Origin of the sequence: Bacillus kalamii, assembly GCF_047238185.1 — a bacterium.
GTDB lineage: Bacteria > Bacillota > Bacilli > Bacillales > DSM-1321 > Bacillus_AD.
Map to the genome: position 1 here is coordinate 1,085,021 of NZ_JBDFMI010000001.1, position 17,218 is coordinate 1,102,238.

The 17,218-nt window shown below is 42.0% G+C and carries 16 protein-coding genes; 15 read left to right on the forward strand and 1 reads right to left on the reverse strand.

Features of this window, described 5'->3' with window-relative positions; translation table 11 throughout:
- The first annotated feature begins 9 nt into the window (after nucleotides 1-9).
- Genes ABC357_RS05500 through ABC357_RS05515 form a run of 4 tightly spaced genes read left to right on the forward strand, consistent with a single transcriptional unit; the run spans nucleotide 10 to nucleotide 6,127 of the window.
- Nucleotides 10-1,329, forward strand: a complete 1,320-nt coding sequence (locus ABC357_RS05500) for a nucleotide sugar dehydrogenase (RefSeq protein ID WP_412886537.1) — start codon at nucleotides 10-12, stop codon at nucleotides 1,327-1,329.
- A gap of 24 nt (nucleotides 1,330-1,353) precedes the next feature.
- The gene (locus tag ABC357_RS05505; protein WP_412886538.1) at nucleotides 1,354-3,237 is read left to right on the forward strand and encodes a glycosyltransferase; all 1,884 of its coding nucleotides are present in this window, start codon (nucleotides 1,354-1,356) and stop codon (nucleotides 3,235-3,237) included.
- A 39-nt stretch (nucleotides 3,238-3,276) separates the two neighbouring features.
- Nucleotides 3,277-5,037 (forward strand): polysaccharide deacetylase family protein, encoded by a 1,761-nt coding sequence (locus ABC357_RS05510; RefSeq protein WP_412886539.1) that lies wholly within the window; start codon nucleotides 3,277-3,279, stop codon nucleotides 5,035-5,037.
- A gap of 31 nt (nucleotides 5,038-5,068) precedes the next feature.
- Nucleotides 5,069-6,127 (forward strand): glycosyl hydrolase family 18 protein, encoded by a 1,059-nt coding sequence (locus ABC357_RS05515; RefSeq protein ID WP_412886540.1) that lies wholly within the window; start codon nucleotides 5,069-5,071, stop codon nucleotides 6,125-6,127.
- Nucleotides 6,128-6,396: 269 nt separating this feature from the next.
- Here the strand turns inward: ABC357_RS05515 and ABC357_RS05520 are convergent, their stop codons facing one another.
- A complete protein-coding gene (locus ABC357_RS05520; protein WP_412886541.1) occupies nucleotides 6,397-7,311 on the reverse strand; it encodes a methyl-accepting chemotaxis protein in 915 nt (304 codons plus the stop codon).
- Between the two features lie 347 nt (nucleotides 7,312-7,658).
- Between ABC357_RS05520 and ABC357_RS05525 the strand changes: the two genes are divergently transcribed.
- The 11 genes from ABC357_RS05525 to cobA all read left to right on the forward strand — a co-directional run bounded on the left by ABC357_RS05525 (nucleotide 7,659) and on the right by cobA (nucleotide 17,207).
- Nucleotides 7,659-8,705 (forward strand): sulfate ABC transporter substrate-binding protein, encoded by a 1,047-nt coding sequence (locus tag ABC357_RS05525; protein ID WP_412886542.1) that lies wholly within the window; start codon nucleotides 7,659-7,661, stop codon nucleotides 8,703-8,705.
- A gap of 54 nt (nucleotides 8,706-8,759) precedes the next feature.
- A complete protein-coding gene (gene cysT, locus ABC357_RS05530; RefSeq protein WP_412886543.1) occupies nucleotides 8,760-9,593 on the forward strand; it encodes a sulfate ABC transporter permease subunit CysT in 834 nt (277 codons plus the stop codon).
- Between the two features lie 16 nt (nucleotides 9,594-9,609).
- Nucleotides 9,610-10,482 carry a sulfate ABC transporter permease subunit CysW gene (cysW, locus tag ABC357_RS05535; RefSeq protein ID WP_412886544.1) on the forward strand — a complete coding sequence of 291 codons (873 nt, stop codon included), beginning with the start codon at nucleotides 9,610-9,612 and terminating at the stop codon, nucleotides 10,480-10,482.
- A gap of 15 nt (nucleotides 10,483-10,497) precedes the next feature.
- Nucleotides 10,498-11,565, forward strand: a complete 1,068-nt coding sequence (locus tag ABC357_RS05540) for a sulfate/molybdate ABC transporter ATP-binding protein (RefSeq protein ID WP_412886545.1) — start codon at nucleotides 10,498-10,500, stop codon at nucleotides 11,563-11,565.
- Between the two features lie 291 nt (nucleotides 11,566-11,856).
- Nucleotides 11,857-11,985, forward strand: a complete 129-nt coding sequence (locus tag ABC357_RS05545) for a YezD family protein (RefSeq protein ID WP_412888586.1) — start codon at nucleotides 11,857-11,859, stop codon at nucleotides 11,983-11,985.
- Between the two features lie 90 nt (nucleotides 11,986-12,075).
- Nucleotides 12,076-12,825, forward strand: a complete 750-nt coding sequence (locus ABC357_RS05550) for a phosphoadenylyl-sulfate reductase (RefSeq protein WP_412886546.1) — start codon at nucleotides 12,076-12,078, stop codon at nucleotides 12,823-12,825.
- Nucleotides 12,826-12,831: 6 nt separating this feature from the next.
- Nucleotides 12,832-13,977 (forward strand): sulfate adenylyltransferase, encoded by a 1,146-nt coding sequence (gene sat, locus ABC357_RS05555; protein ID WP_412886547.1) that lies wholly within the window; start codon nucleotides 12,832-12,834, stop codon nucleotides 13,975-13,977.
- 12 nt (nucleotides 13,978-13,989) lie between these two features.
- Nucleotides 13,990-14,589, forward strand: a complete 600-nt coding sequence (cysC, locus tag ABC357_RS05560) for an adenylyl-sulfate kinase (RefSeq protein ID WP_412886548.1) — start codon at nucleotides 13,990-13,992, stop codon at nucleotides 14,587-14,589.
- Nucleotides 14,590-14,601: 12 nt separating this feature from the next.
- Nucleotides 14,602-16,233 carry a nitrite/sulfite reductase gene (locus tag ABC357_RS05565; protein WP_412886549.1) on the forward strand — a complete coding sequence of 544 codons (1,632 nt, stop codon included), beginning with the start codon at nucleotides 14,602-14,604 and terminating at the stop codon, nucleotides 16,231-16,233.
- Nucleotides 16,217-16,432 (forward strand): DUF3906 family protein, encoded by a 216-nt coding sequence (locus tag ABC357_RS05570; protein WP_412886550.1) that lies wholly within the window; start codon nucleotides 16,217-16,219, stop codon nucleotides 16,430-16,432. The genes ABC357_RS05565 and ABC357_RS05570 overlap by 17 nt, the downstream gene beginning before the upstream one ends.
- Before the next feature lie 4 nt (nucleotides 16,433-16,436).
- Nucleotides 16,437-17,207 carry a uroporphyrinogen-III C-methyltransferase gene (gene cobA / locus ABC357_RS05575; protein ID WP_412886551.1) on the forward strand — a complete coding sequence of 257 codons (771 nt, stop codon included), beginning with the start codon at nucleotides 16,437-16,439 and terminating at the stop codon, nucleotides 17,205-17,207.
- The last annotated feature ends 11 nt before the right edge of the window (nucleotides 17,208-17,218 follow it).

Genomic DNA, 17,218 nt, shown 5'->3' on the forward strand with positions numbered 1-17,218 from the left:
TCGATCAGAATGACAAAAGAGATTTATCAACAGATTTTAGACCAGAACATACCTCTGGCGGTCATCGGCCTAGGATATGTCGGTTTACCTATTGCAGTGAGTTTTTCTAAGAAAGTAAAGGTAATAGGGTTTGATATTGATAGAAATAAAATTGAAGACTTGAGAAATGGCATTGATATTTCGGGAGAGGTCAATGATGAAGAAATACAAAATTGCTCAGTTGTATTCACATCGGATCCCAATGATTTGAAAGAAGCTAAATTCTATGTAATAGCTGTTCCGACACCTGTAATGGAAGGCAATGTACCAGATCTTACATATGTCGTAAAAGCAAGCGAGTTGGTAGCTAAACAAATGCCGCATGGTTCGACAATCGTTTATGAATCAACCGTTTATCCCGGTGTGACTGAAGAAGTGTGTGTACCAATCCTTGAAAAATATTCAGGATTACAATCTGATAAGGATTTTTACTACGGATATTCTCCTGAACGAATTAATCCTGGTGATCAAGTAAATACGTTAGAGAATATTGTTAAGGTTGTTTCTGGTAATAATGAAGAAGCGCTTGATTTGATTGCAAACGTTTATTCACTTGTCATTAGGGCGGGAGTTTTTAAAGCGCAAAGTATTCAAGTAGCAGAAGCTGCAAAGGTTGTAGAAAATGCACAAAGGGATATTAATATCGCATTTTTAAATGAAGTTTCAATGATGTTTCACCAAATGGGAATCGATACCCAAGAAGTGTTAAATGCAGCAGGAACAAAATGGAATTTCATTCCTTTTAAACCAGGTTTAGTTGGAGGGCACTGCATCGGGATTGATCCATACTATTTGACCTATAGGGCTGAAGAGAATGGATATAGTTCTAAAATCATTATGGCCGGCCGTCAAATAAACAATGGAATGGGTGCTTATATTTCACAACATATCATTAAACAGATGGTTCGGCTAAAAATGGACAGTACAAATTTGAAAGTAGGGATTCTGGGAATAACATTTAAAGAAGATTGCCCTGATATTCGAAATACGAAAGTAAAAGATATCATTGATGAATTAAAAGCATATAATATACATCCATTGGTAATGGATCCATTAGCTGATCAAGAATATGTACAAAAAGAATATGATATAGATTTATGCGAAATGGAAGATATGAAGAATATGAATATTATAGTAATTGCTGTTCCGCATCAGCTATTCAGAGAAATGGATATAGCTGACTTTGAAAGAATGTTTGATAGAACGCAGCCAAAACTATTGATTGATATAAAAGGGGCATACAATAAAGAAGAGTTTCAAGAGAATGGTTATTATTACTGGCGACTTTAATCAAGGGATTGGAGGAAGCTCACGGTGATAAAAAAGAAGGAAAATAAGGAAAATAAGAAAAAGAAGAAAAATAAAGAAATACTTAGCAATCCACGTCCAGATAGAAGAATTTTATCGAGTGTTCCCGACCCGGAACACGTAAGGAACCTCAAGGATCGAAGAGGAATTAAGTATCAATCAGCAAATGACTTTCATAATGGGACAGACCCAAATGATGCGTATCAAGTGCGAATGAATAGTATGCGTTACGAAGTCGATTTTCCAGTAAAACTTACGATAGGCACTAAACGAAAAAAAAGTCTGCAAGGCAGGGCAGTTGATATTTCATCTACTGGAGTGTTAATTGAATTTAGCCAAAATAGTAATGAAATTGATATTGGTGATAAGGTTAAATTAGAATTTGACATACCTTCTGGCAGTATGCCTGAAGGATTCGATTCAAAAGTAAAAACAGGGGCTTTTACAATAAGAGTGTATACGGAACGAGATGGAAACAATGAAAAGTATATGCTGGCATTCGAGTTTGTGAAACCTTTAACAGAGTATTTTCAAAAGAAACGTTGGGGTTATTCCGTTTATACTGCCAGCGCGTTCTTATTCATTGTCGTTTTGTTGGTTATGTTGATGAGGGCAGAAAGTATTATCTATTTTAAATACAATTGGTTACTGTATCTGTATAGCTTAATCGCAGCTGCCTTTTTATTAACGCGTTATATGTTTGGTGCTTTGTTCAGAGATGTACCAATCAATCCTGATTATACTCCAGGGGTAAGTATCATTATTCCTTGTTTCAACGAAAAAGAATGGATCAGCAGAACGATTATAAGTTGCTTAAATCAAGATTATCCAGTTGATAAATTAGAAGTGATTATTGTTGATGACTGTTCTACGGACGGTTCTCAGGAAGAGATTAAAAAAACGGTTGATTTAATCCATAAAGAGGCTGGTAGATATTTAACGAAAGAACGGTTAAAGATGATTCTCTTGCCAGAAAATGGAGGGAAACGTATTGCTCTGGTGGAAGGGGTCAAAATGGCTAAATTTGATTTAGTCACCTTCGTGGATAGCGATAGCTTTTTGGATTCAATGGCTATCAAAAATTTGGTTCAACCTTTTCAGGATCCCAAGATGGGTGGAGTGGCTGGTAGAACTGATGTGGAAAACAAGTATACCAATGCATTGACAAAACTTCAAACGGTTCGGTATTATATCGCGTTTCGAATTATGAAAGCGGCCGAATCGTACTTTGATAGCGTTACTTGTCTTTCAGGGCCATTATCATGCTATCGGAAAAATTTAATTATTGAAAATGAAGAAGCTTGGCTAAATCAAACGTTTCTTGGACATTCAGCAACGTTTGGGGATGACAGAAGTATGACTAATTATATTTTGAAAGAGCATAGGACTGGCTATCAGGACACGGCAATTTGTTCAACGATTGTACCATCCGATACACATGTTTTTCTCAAACAACAAATGAGATGGAAACGTTCATGGTTAAGGGAATCATTGAGGGCAGGAAGTTTTATTTGGAGAAAAGAACCTTTTATGGCCCTGTTTTTCTATATAGGACTCATCGTCCCAATCGCTGCCCCTGTTATTGTTTTATATAATTTAGTTTATGTGCCTATTTTTTATCACGTATTTCCGAAAACCTTCTTGATGGGTTTACTATTAATGGCACTATTAATGAGTTTGGCTCACTTATTCTTTAAGAAAAGCAAATTGTGGGTATTTGGATTTGTTTTCTGTATTTTTTACGAATTTGTGCTTCTATGGCAGATGCCTGTCGCTTGGGTTACGTTTTGGAAGTCAACATGGGGTACAAGGGAAACGCCTCAGGATATTGAAGCGAAAAATAAAAAAGCTGATAAAAATGCAAAAAATAAAAAAGGATTGTCGATTTAACGTAACATCTTTGATTTCTTATAGAGAGGAAGCTATATAATGGCAAGACAACATATAGATGATGCTCTCGATTATCGCCGGAAGGATAGGATGAAAAAAACGAAGGTGATACTGCAGATAATCATTTTGATTATTATTGGGTATCTATTATTCCAAGCTTTGTTTCATCCTAATAAGTATAAGGAACCAAATAAAAATAATTGGCATAACGAGAATGGCTTCATTGCTTTATCTTATTTTGGAGTAGATCGTACGGGTTCACCGAAGTTAATCGCTAAGAAACAGCTTGAGAAACAGTTGGAAGCCTTACATGATCAAGGATATCAGACTATTTCTCAATCGGATATTCTTGATTTTTATCATAAGGGGAAGCCTTTGCCTGCTAAAGCGCTGTTCTTATCTTTTGAGGATGGACGCAATGATTCAAGTCTCTACGCTTACCCTTTGCTTGAAAAGTTCAATTATAAAGCCACCTTTCTCTCCTATGCCAACAAAATGGGAGTAAAGGACAATAAATTTGTACAAGCAAAAGAAATGCTTAGGATGAAGAAGACAGGCTATTGGGAATTGGGGACTAATGGCTACCGTCTATCATATATAAATGTGTTCGATAAGGATGGCTATTTTTTAGGTGAAAAGACAGAGGAGGAAATATCCAATAAAACTAAAATTGGTCACTATAATCATTATTTAATGGATTTTATCCGAGATGAGAATATGATTCCAACTGAAAATAGAAAAGAAATGGAACATAGAATTCGTAAAGATTATTCAGCAATGAGAAACGTTTATAAAGATTCTTTAGGTTCCGTACCGGGACTTTATATGATTATGCATGCAAACGCTTTGAATAACGGCATGAACCGTTTAGTTGAAGATGTCAATAATGAAGAAATTAAGTCTACATTTAATATGAATTTCAATCGGGAAGGGAATATGTTGAATGACAGAAAAGGGGTTTTATACGATTTAACGAGAGTACAGCCTCAACCTTATTGGTATACAAATCATCTGTTGATGAAGATAAAAAAAGACACTAAGCAAAGAGTCCAGTTTATTAATGGCGATCCCAATAAAGCGAAGAAGTGGGATGAATTAAAAGGAGCTGCCGAGTTTGAAAATAGCAAAATTGCTTTGACGTCAACTCCTGGAAGTGAAGGACTCCTTTTACTGAAAAAGAAGGAAGACCTCAAAAATTTTCAACTGAACGTCGATTTAATAGGCAATGTTGTTGGAAAACAGTCTATTTATATGCGCTATGATAGAAAAAAGAATTCATTCCTTCGTGTAACGCTAAATAATAATGTCATTGAAATTGATCAAAAAATGCAAGGCAAGAAGGTGGAACGTTTATATACTAATAAATTACCCGTAATTAAATGGGAGGATAAGGACCTTGCCCTAGAAAAAGCAACCACGTATACTCGCGAACAATCAGTAGCTGGAGTACGGAGGGAGGAAGAGGATTATCCTCTAAATATACAAAAAAAGAGAAATCTGAAGATTGATATCGAAAATCAAAAAGTAACCATAAAAGTTGATGGCGATACACTTTCCAAAACAGTGAAATTGGATTCCTCCTTATCAAAGGGTGGAGTGGCTCTTGGATCTGAAGCCCATGAAAAAAGTGAAGAAGATAATATATATGACGGGGTTTTTGATAATTTAATCATTCAGGCACATAAAAACGGAAACGAGTATGAAGTATTCAACAGTAAGCCATCGGGAGTGGAAAAATTCATTAGTAAGATAACAGAATGGTATAATCGTTCCATTGATTGGGCAATTGATACGTTCTAACCTGCTATAAAGGGGAAGAGAGCCAATAGTCATGAATAAATCGAAAAAGCGCAATAGCTATATCATTGCAATCACCATCCTGCTCGTTCTGGTCATATTTTTTGTATTCTGGCTTATTATGCAAAAAGATGTTAGTAGAGGTAAAGGAAACACTGAAATTTCTGCATGGTTGGTCGACTGGCAATGGAAAGCAGGACTTAAAGATTTTCTTGAAGTTCCTAATACCTTTACGAGTATTCAACTATTTGCAGGGTATTTCGATGAATCGGATCGCCTCATGTTCACAAGGGAGTTTGATGAGGCAATGCCAGAAATCATCCAAAGTACCGTTGATTCAAAGCTGCAAGCAGTCTATATGACGGTGGTAAATGATCGTTTTGAGAATGATGGGGCAGTTATACAGAAAGATCCCCATTTAATTAGCCGATTAGTAGCATCTAAAGACACAAGGAAACAGCATATTGACGAAATTGTTTCAGCTGCTGAAGAATATGGATTCGACGGAGTGGAAATTGATTATGAAAATATAGAAAAAGCCGACTGGAACAATGTTTGCCTTTTTTATCATGAACTATATGATGTCTTGAAGGAACAGGGAAAGATGTTGAGAATTGTCTTAGAATCCAAGGCGCCTATTGAAACATTATCACTTCCGGAAGGTCCCACTTATTCAATGATGGCGTATAATCTTTATGGAGCCCACAGCGGTCCAGGTCCAAAGGCGGATAAAGATTTCTTAATCAAATTGGCAAATAAAATGAATCAGCTCCCAGGAAAGCCAATTATCGCCTTATCGGTTGGAGGGTTTGACTGGAATAAGGATGATGAATCAGTGAGCGCTGTTACCGAAAAAGAAGCTATTGAAAGGGCAAAAAACAGCACTGCAAAGCCAAAAAGGGATCCGGATAGCGGAAGCTTATATTTTGATTATAAGGATAATCGAGGTTCTTCCCATACAATTTGGTATGCCGATCACAAAACGGTAAGCAAGTGGATAAAGATTGTAGAACAAGAGGGGATTGAAGGTATCACTATTTGGAGGCTTGGCGGCATAAGTAAAGGAACATTGCATTCTCTAGACAAGCATTAAAGACAATCTAGAGCATTTATCGTTACCCTTTTTTTCCCTAACATAAGTACATTTAATCCGTCCATACTATACAAGAGGCCGCACTCAAACATCTTATGGAGGTATCTAAATGTCCAATCATAAAAAAACAAAAAATGATAATGGGAACAAACAAAAAGGGAAATCCCAACCGAAGCATAAAACGTCCAGCTCGGCAAATGGGCAAAACGGATACCATTAAGGCTGAAAACCCCTCTGCAATTTGTGCAGAGGGGTTTAAGTATATGCCGTTATAGGAAATCCTTAAATTCATCCGTCTTTTTTGTCAATATTTTTGCGGCTTCATCAATTTCTTTAAATTCCATGATCGCCTTATCACTCAGCGCTTTTGCACCTACGACACCTTCTTTGGAAATGCGGGTGGAACTACTTACATGATCGACTTCTGTTGTAATGTGGTCCACCAACGATTTTATTTCCTGGATGGCATTCTGCACCCGGTCTGATAATTTACGGATTTCATCGGCCACCACATTGAAACCTCTTCCATGGACACCTGCCCTAGCCGCCTCGATTGCTGCATTGATGGCGAGGATATTCGTTTGCTTGGAAATATCCGTTATCGATTTTACGAATGCATGAATATCATGTGCCTGTTTATTCAAGTGCTCCAATCCAGACAGGTTTTTCTCTGATTGCCCGACCAATTGATCAGCAGCTTGGCTAATCGCCTGTAAGCTATCCATGCCTTCTGCTGCACGGCTTTGAAGTTGGGAAGACATGTCAAGCAATTGATTAGTGACATCTGACAGGTGCTGCTCCCGTGCAGTGATATCGGTCGCCACCTTCACAACTCCCAGCATGTTTCCTGCTTTGTCCAATACGGGAGTATAGGTCGCTTCCAGCCACACGGTGCCACCATGTTTATTGATGCGGTCCACCTTCTGTTGAATCGGCTTGCCGTTCAAGAGTGTTCTCCAGAATTCTTTATAGTCCGGACTATTGTAAAAATCGGGTCTGCAAAATTGTTTGTGCTGCATGTTCGGCAGTTCTTCGACACGGTAGTGCATGGTACGGGCAAAGTTTTCATTCGCCCAGAGTACATTTCCTTCCGTATCAAATTCAATCATGGCCAATGTACGGTTAATGGCGGCCAGTACTTCATCTTTATGTATGTACTGCTTGGTTTCTTCCGGTGCTGTCATTTTTTTCTTCCCTCATTTTTCTCTTGAATTGGCGAGTTCCCGCCGATATAGAATGGTCGAACGTGACACTGCTGATTGATAAAATTATAATATATAAACTACTTTTATTAAAATAATAATTCCGACAATATGCGGATATTTTGAATAATTTTTAAATCATAGTTGACAACTAGGAATACTGGATAATATAGTAATGTATAAGTTTGAAATATCTGGCTGATCGGTAAACCGAAGGCTCCAGATCAGGGATGAAGCAGTGTGCTTAAGCTGCTGTACCCTTGGTCCGGAGCCTTTTCTTTTTTACCTCACAGCTTATAACCAATTAATCAGAAGATAGGGGGAAGAAAATGAAGAAATGGAGATTGGCATGTGTGCTCGTTCTTTTGGCGGGTGGGTTATCAGCCTGCGGTACATCGGGTAGCGTGGGCGGGAAACAATCCACAGAGGATCATTCTTCCAATAAATCGGTTAGGCTGCTGAATGTTTCATATGATCCGACACGTGAGTTGTATCAGGAATACAATGAAGCATTCGCGAAGCACTGGAAAAAAGAAAAAGGGCAAGAGGTAGAGGTGCAGCAGTCACACGGCGGTTCGGGCAAACAGGGGCGTGCAGTAATAGATGGCTTGCAGGCAGATCTTGTCACATTGGCGCTGGCATATGATATCGATGAAATAGCTGATAAAGGCCTGCTTGATAAAAACTGGGAAGAAAAGCTGCCGGACCATTCAACCCCTTACACATCAACCATCGTTTTTTTGGTTAAGAAAGGAAACCCTAAGCATATTAAGGATTGGGATGATCTAATCAGAAAAGATGTATCGGTTGTTACTCCCAATCCGAAAACATCGGGAGGCGCCCGTTGGAATTATCTGGCTGCCTGGTCATATGCAGAGAATCAATATGGAGATGATAAATCGAAGATACAAACATTTATGAAGAAGCTTTATGGAAATGTAGCCGTCCTTGATTCCGGTGCCAGGGGAGCTACAACAACTTTTGTGGAAAGGGGAATTGGAGATGTTCTGATCGCCTGGGAAAATGAGGCCTTCTTGTCCATCAATGAGCTTGGCAAGGACCAATTTCAAATCATTGCACCTTCGATCAGCATTTTGGCAGAGCCCCCTGTTGCTGTGGTCGATCAAGTGGCCCGTAAGAAAGGAACAGAAAAAGTGGCGGAAGCTTATTTGGATTATTTATACAGTGATGATGGACAGGAGATTGCAGCCAAACATTATTACCGCCCCCGTAACAAAGACATTTTGAAGAAATATAAAGACATCTTTCCAGAAATAAAGCTTGTGACAATCAATGATCCATTCGGAGGCTGGTCAAAGGCTCAAAAAACACATTTTGATGATGGCGGCACGTTCGATCAAATTTATAAGAAATAAGGAAACCACTGCCGTTCCAAACGTGGGGACCGCTTGGAAAGTAGGAATGCCAGTATGAAAAATGTATGGAAAACAAGCCGGAGGCGTTCTGTATTGCCGGGCTTTGGTTTGACTATGGGATTCACCGTCCTTTATACCGCCGTCATTGTATTAATCCCCTTATCCATGGTATTCATTCAGTCCACATCTCTTGGCTGGCATGGATTTTGGGAAACCATCAGCGGCCAACGTGCTGTAGCTTCTTATGGGTTAAGCTTTTGCACAGCATTCGCTGCTGCTTTTGTAAATGGGGTATTTGGCGTGTTGATCGCTTGGGTGTTGACGAGATATGATTTTCCGGGGAAACGGGTGATGGATGCCCTTGTTGATTTGCCTTTTGCACTGCCGACTGCAGTAGCAGGAATTGTCTTGGCCACCTTGTATGCAGAAAATGGTTGGATCGGTCAATTCTTTTCCTTCAGAATCGCTTTCACACCGCTTGGCATAATAGTCGCGCTCATCTTTATCGGACTGCCGTTTGTTGTCCGCACTGTGCAGCCTGTACTTGAAAATATCGATAAGGAAGTGGAAGAGGTGTCTGCACTGCTGGGTGCGACGCGTTTACGGACTTTCTATAAAGTGATGTTGCCTGAGTTGCTTCCAGCTGTAATGACTGGTTTTGCTTTATCATTTGCACGTTCTTTGGGGGAATATGGATCTGTTGTTTTCATTTCCGGCAATATGCCATTTAAGACAGAAATCACACCTTTGATCATTATGACAAAACTGGAGCAATACGATTATGCAGGAGCGACCGCGATTGCAGCTGTCATGCTGATAGCCACGTTTCTTATTCTATTGTCCATTAATCTGCTGCAATGGGCGGCCAGCAGAAAATTCATGCACTAAAAGGGGGGAAATCAAGATGCAGGTTTCGGCAGAAATGACCAAATCGGCAAAGGTTGGCCGATATTCTAATACAGAGCCGCTTGGTATCCGTTTGGTTTTGATTTTACTGGCCGTATTGTTTTTAGTTCTGTTTCTCATTTTGCCGCTTATCGCAATTTTTGCGAAAGCTTTCGAAAAGGGTGCAGGCCTTTATCTGGCATCTATTACACATCCGGATGCGCTTGCCGCAATCAAGCTGACCTTGCTTGTCACATTCATTGTTGTCCCATTGAATGCACTATTCGGCATTGCCGCTGCATGGGCTATTTCCAAATATTCATTTAGAGGGAAAAATATCCTGATTACACTTATCGATTTGCCTTTTGCGGTTTCACCTGTGATTGCAGGCTTACTCTTTATTTTGCTATTCGGGCAGAACAGCGCACTGGGCCCGTGGTTGCTGGAAAATAATATGGCCATTTTGTTCTCCGTGCCGGGAATTGTCTTGGCTACACTCTTCGTGACGTTCCCTTTTGTTGCACGCGAGTTGATCCCTCTCATGCAAAGCCAGGGGTCATCAGAGGAGGAAGCGTCGATCGTTCTTGGAGCGGGAGGCTTGAAAACCTTTTTGAAGGTGACTCTACCGAATAGTAAATGGGGCTTGTTTTATGGCATCATCCTTTGCAATGCAAGAGCAATAGGGGAGTTCGGGGCAGTGTCGGTCGTGTCCGGGCATATCCGGGGCTTGACGAATACAATGCCTCTCCATATTGAAATTCTCTATAATGAATACCAATTCACAGCTGCTTTTGCCGTAGCTTCGCTCATGTCGCTATTCGCCGTTGCTACATTGATAATCAAAAGTATGGTAGAGAGGAAAGGAAATTACCGCTCGAAGAAGGTAGGATAGGAAGGGGGAAAAGGTATGGCGATTACAATTAACAATGTATCAAAGTCATTCGGGAATACGGCGATATTGCATTCTATCAATCTTGCCATTCAAAGCGGGGAGCTAGTGGCACTTTTGGGGCCCTCCGGTTCGGGGAAAACATCGCTTTTAAGGATTATAGCAGGATTGGAGCAGCCGGATGAAGGAAATGTGCTGTTCGACTCCCGCGATTTAACTCATTTGGGGCTCGGGCAAAGGGAGGTTGGTTTCGTATTTCAGCATTATGCCCTCTTCAGGAATATGACAATCTATGAAAATATCGCATACGGCCTTAAGGTTCGCCCACGCAAACTGAGGCCTTCAAAAGAACACATCCATTCCAAGGTTAGTGAATTATTGGCGTTAGTTAAACTCGAACAATATGCCCGCCGCTATCCAAATGAATTGTCGGGTGGACAAAGGCAGCGCGTTGCTTTGGCAAGGTCTCTTGCTGTAGAGCCGAGGGTGCTGCTGCTGGATGAGCCGTTCGGTGCATTGGATGCAAAAGTGAGGAAGGAATTGCGCCGCTGGCTTCGTAAATTGCATGATGATTTTCCGCTCACAAGTGTTTTTGTCACCCATGATCAAGAGGAAGCATTGGATGTGGCAGATCGGATTGTGATCATGAACGAGGGAAGAATCGAGCAAATCGGCACTCCGGAAGCGGTATACGAAAATCCTGCCAATCCGTTCGTCTATGATTTTTTGGGCAGTGTGAATACATTTTCAGGCAGGATAAAGGACGGAAAGCTGGAGACCGGGGCTTGCTCAATTGCACTGGAGAATCTAGAAGGGGAGTTGGAGTGTGAAGCCACTGGTTTTATTCGTCCGCATGACTTTATCATTGATAAGCAAACACAAGCTAATGATTCAATCAAAGCGGTAGTCGGCCGTATACATGCAATTGGCCCGATTGTCCGCGTGGAAATGAGGCGATTGGATAATGGGGAAAGCATAGAGGCAGAAATAACAAAGGAATTGGCAGATTTGCTGTGTTTGAGGAAAGGTGACCATGTCAGTGTAAAGCCGAAGGATGTGAAGGTGTTTCTTGATTATGTCATATAAATAGGCTGTTTTTAATAGAGTTCAGTAAGTTGAAAAATAAGGCTGGAAATGATGCACCTCTGTGAACTTTATCGGAGGCCAGGCCACAATAATCATCGTTTTTGCGCTGAGTTATCATGGTTATAAAAAGACTGGAAAAAAGGAGAAGCTGCCGTGTAGAATTAATATTGACAAATCTTATGAGTATGGTAGGATTAATTTTAATATTTCTTACTCTTACCAATTAAATCAATGTGAAACAACCATAAGGGAGGGCGAACCCAATTGGAACCATCTCAAAGGAAAATCGTGATGGATCAACTTGAAAGGATGCTTGATTCTGTAAAATTTGGCAGTATTACGTTAGTTGTCCAGGATGGAAGAGTCATTCAAATCGAAAAGCATGAGAAGGTTCGCCTTCAACAACCGAAAATGCGCTGACTAGAAAACTAGAGGCGGTCTTTTTTACTTTACGTGTAGAAAAGACTGCCTTTTTTTATCGGCTGAATATTTCGAGAGGGGGTGTTTAGGATGGGAAAACAGCTTGCTGAAAAAGAATTGGCGGCATTATCAGATACGTTTTCACTACAAAGTGGCACCAAAGGCGCAAAGCAGGTCCTCAAATGGGCATATGGCTTTTATCATGGAAACGAGATTACGTACGCATCGAGCTTTGGGGCTGAAGCAATCGTTCTTATTGATTTAATCCAGGAAATCAAGCCTGATGCCCATATTCTGTTTCTTGATACAGGGCTTCATTTTCCGGAGACATATGATGTGATCGATACTGTCCGAAATCGTTTTCCAGCTTTGAATATAGAAATGAAAAAACCGTCCCTAACCATTGATGAGCAAATGGATATTCACGGCCCTGCGCTGTGGGAACGCGATCCGAATGCATGTTGCTATATTCGTAAGGTTCTACCGTTGAAGGAATCGCTGGATGGGAAAGCCGCTTGGATATCAGGTCTTCGGAGGGAACAATCGCCAACCAGGGCACTCACTCATTTTTTAAATATCGATAGCACCTTCCGAAATGTAAAAATATGTCCATTGATTCATTGGACATGGAAAGAGGTCAGGGAATATATTTCTTTAAAAGATTTGCCCTATAACAGTCTCCATGACCGCGGTTATCCGAGTATAGGCTGTTTCCCCTGTACTCAGCCAGCAGAAGGAGAGGCTGACAGCAGGGCGGGGCGCTGGAAAGGAAGCATGAAGACGGAATGTGGATTGCATCCGGCCAGGAACAAGGATAATGAAACCAATCAAAAGGAGTGAAGGAAAATGGCACTGCCAAAACCTCATGGAGGATTTCTCATAGACAGGTACGATCCAGCGATGGATGTAACAGAGATCACAAAAGAAATTCATATTGATGCTGTCGCGCTGAGTGACCTCGAATTGATCGGTGTCGGATTATTCAGTCCGCTCACCGGGTTCCTTGGTGAAAAGGAATATAGATCCGTTGTTGAAAATATGCGTTTGCCGGATGGAACAGTATGGAGCTTGCCTGTAACTTTGCCGACGGACGAAGCTACAGCCAGCATTTTGTCCACCGGGGAACGCGCGAAGCTTATCCATGGAAATTCGGTGTACGGCACTATCAACATATCAGAGATTTTCCGGCCCGACATAAAAAAAGAGGCGCGTGAAGTATATAAGACGGAGGATGTCTCCCATCCAGGCGTTAAAAGATTATTTGAAAGAGGAAATGTCTATATCGCAGGCGAAGTGACACTGATCAAGAAGCCGGACCATGGAAGTGCTACTGCATATTGGCATGAACCTGCCAAGTCCAGAAAATGGTTTGCTGAAAAAGGCTGGAGCTCAGTAGTGGGATTTCAGACAAGGAATCCAGTCCATCGCGCCCATGAATACATTCAAAAAATCGCGCTTGAAACGGTAGATGGTTTATTCCTGAATCCATTGGTGGGCGAAACCAAAGCGGATGATATTCCGGCAGATGTACGATTGAAAAGTTACAAAGCTTTGCTGGAGGGCTATTATCCGAAGGATCGCGTGCTGCTAGGCGTATATCCTGCAGCCATGAGATATGCCGGCCCAAGGGAAGCAGTCTTTCATGCTATTGTCCGCAAAAATTTCGGATGCTCCCATTTTATCGTCGGCCGCGACCATGCAGGAGTCGGGAATTATTACGGCACATATGATGCCCAGCAGATATTCAGCCAGTTTACGGCGGAAGAGCTTGGCATTACGCTTCTCTTTTTTGAAAACAGCTTTTATTGCCGTGCGTGCGAAGGGATGGCATCTGATAAAACGTGCCCGCATAGCGATGATCAACGTGTCATCTTATCAGGGACGAAGGTCAGGGAAATGCTCAGGAACGGAGAAGTTCCACCGTCAACCTTCAGCCGCAGGGAAGTGATTGATATTTTGATAGAAGGATTAAAAGAAGAAGCGAATGTATAAGGGGGGAAGGGAATGACTCAATCGAAGCATTTGACTTGGCACCAAGCGTCTGTGACGAAAGCGGACAGATGCAGCCAAAACGGCCATGGAAGCTGTGTCCTTTGGTTCACGGGGCTGTCCGGCTCGGGCAAGTCGACAATCGCCAATGCCCTTTCACGCTATTTGCACCGGAAAGGCATATCTGAATACGTATTGGATGGAGATAATATCCGCCATGGCTTAAACAGGGATCTGGGATTTTCCGACAGCGACAGGAAAGAAAACATCCGGCGAATCGGCGAGGTGGCGAAATTATTTGCCGATGGAGGAACAATCGTCATTTCTGCATTTATTTCTCCTTTCTGTGAGGACCGTGATGCAGTGCGGGCGATGTTCGAACCGGGAGAATTCATAGAAGTGCACATCCATTGTCCTTTAGACGAATGTGAACGCCGTGATCCAAAGCAGCTCTACCAAAAAGCGCGCAAGGGGGAACTTAAGGAGTTTACAGGGATTGATTCTCCATATGAGAAGCCCATTAACCCGGAGATCACTATATATACTGAGAAGCTAACTGTTGAAGAAGCGGTATATCAGATTAGGCAATATTTAATAGATGAGAAGATTATATAGGGGGTGGCAGTCTTGGGATATATCAAGCATTGGGCTGATAATGAAAAATTGAATAAATCAGAGCTGATGAAATTGGATAAGGATGGATTGAAGATTTTAGGGGATATTCCCTATTATGCTGCGAATGGATTTTCTTCTATTCCACGGGACCAATGGGATCTCTTTAAATGGGCAGGCCTATACTTGCAGCGGCCGAAGGAAGACGGGTATTTCATGATGCGTGTAAATGTTCCTTCAGGCATTCTGGATAATCGTCAATTAGAAGCGCTTGCCGGGATAGCCCGGGATTATGGAAGAGGTGTCTTTGATATCACCACGAGGCAGGCGATTCAATTCCATTGGCTTGAAATCGAACAAATACCGGATATATTTTCCCGTTTGGAAGCCGTCGGCCTTTCCAGTGCTGGCGCCTGTGGCGATATTACACGCACAATAGTCGGCAATCCGATTGCCGGCATAGATCCGGATGAATTATTCGACACTTCCCAGATTGTGAAAGAAGTCTATGATTATTTCCAGCGTAATGAAGATTTTTCGAACTTGCCGAGAAAATATAAAATGTCCATCAGCACCAATCTGAAAAACGCTGCCAATGCGGAAATTAACTGCATTTCCTTTACGCCCGCTTTGAAAGAAACCGGAGGAGAAACGCAGAAAGGCTTTCATTTGAAAGTGGGCGGAGGCCTATCTTCCCGCCCGTTTTTAGCCCAAACATTGGATGCCTTCATTGAACCCGAACGGACACTGGAGGTAGCGGTGGCTGTAACGACCATTTTCCGTGATTATGGCTATAGAGAAAAAAGGCATTTGGCCCGTTTGAAGTTTTTAATGGCCGATTGGGGTCCGGAAACATTTCTGGAAAAGATCGAGGAATATACAGGGAAACTGCCGTCAAAAGGCACCGAGCCCGTCCAACAATGGAATGCAGGGTATTTTTACGGGATACATGACCAGAAGCAAAAAGGGCTGAATTTTTTAGGATTCAATGTACCAGTGGGACGCCTCAGCGCCGATGAAGTTTTCGAAATCAGCTTGATTTCCCGCAAATATGGAAATGGAGAAATACGCACGTGCAATTCGCAAAATTTAATCATTCCGAATATCCCTGCCGCGCATGTTGAGGCGCTTTTGAAAGAACCGGTGTTCAAACGGATTACTATCAATCCGAATTCATTCATAGGCCATGCTGTCTCATGCACGGGAATCGAGTATTGCAATCTTGCCCTTGTCGAAACAAAAGAACGGATGAGGTTGATTGCGGAGGATCTGGACAAGAAAATCAGTCTTGATGTTCCTGTGCGGATGCACATGATCGGCTGTCCGAATTCTTGCGGACAGCGGCAGATTGCTGATATCGGCCTGCAGGGCATCCAGGTCAGAACGAAGGATAAGAAGAGGATTGACGCCTATGAAGTCTATATCGGAGGCACGTTGAACGCAGGAGGGAAATTCAACGAAAAATTGAACGGTAAAGTGCCGACTGAACATCTTCCGGACGTTCTAGAGCAGTTATTGCTGCATTTCAAAGAGGAAAAAGCAGCAGGGGAATCTTATTTTGATTATGTCCAACGACTTGGCATTCCTGCCATTCAGCAATCCTACGACCGGATTTTGGAGAAGGAATTGGATGGCTTATCTATATAGATTTACAGTCGATTTAGGGAGCAGGCTGGTTACCGCCATCATCCATGCTGAAGATGATGATGCGGCCTTCACCCACCTCGATGTCGAATTGGAAAAGTATTATTTAAAAGTACCGGAAAAAGTCGTGGCAATTCTAAGAGAAAAGAAACGATTAGGAAAACGGAGCGGCTATATACTTGATGGTGAGGAAGGGGAGTGAGCCGATGGCTGGTAAAGTATATCTTGTTGGTGCAGGGCCAGGCGATCCGGATTTATTGACTATTAAGGGGATGCGCTGCTTGGAGCAATGCGATGTCATTTTGTATGACAGGTTAGTCAATCCTGCACTATTAACGTTTGCAAGGAAGGATGCACAATTGATTTATTGCGGCAAGCTTCCCCAATACCATACGATGAAGCAGGAAACCATTAATTCTTTCTTGGTGAAATACGCCAAGAAGGGTTTAGCGGTTGTCCGCCTGAAAGGGGGAGATCCTTTTGTGTTCGGCCGCGGAGGCGAAGAAGCGGAAGCCTGCTTTGAAAATGGAGTCCCTTTTGAAATCGTCCCGGGCATTACAGCAGGAATCGCCGCACCCGCTTATGCAGGCATCCCTGTTACACACCGGGAATTAAGTAAAAGTTTTGCTTTCATCACTGGCCACCAGGCTGGCGGAGAAGAAGCGAAACATCAATGGAACCATCTTGCCAACGGTGTCGATACGCTCTGCATATATATGGGGGTATCCCATCTGCCGGATATTGTACGCCATCTAATCGATAATGGAAAACCAAAGCAAACCCCGATAGCGCTAGTCCACTGGGGTACCTGCGATGAGCAGCAGACTGTCAGCGGGACTTTGGCAGACATTGTAGCAAAAGTGAAGGCATCCAAGATTGCAAATCCTAGTATGATCATTATCGGCGAGGTTGTCACTTTGCAGGAAAAGCTGAATTGGTTCGAGCAGTGGCAGCCGAAAATCCCATCCGTCCAGTGAAAAAGGAGGCC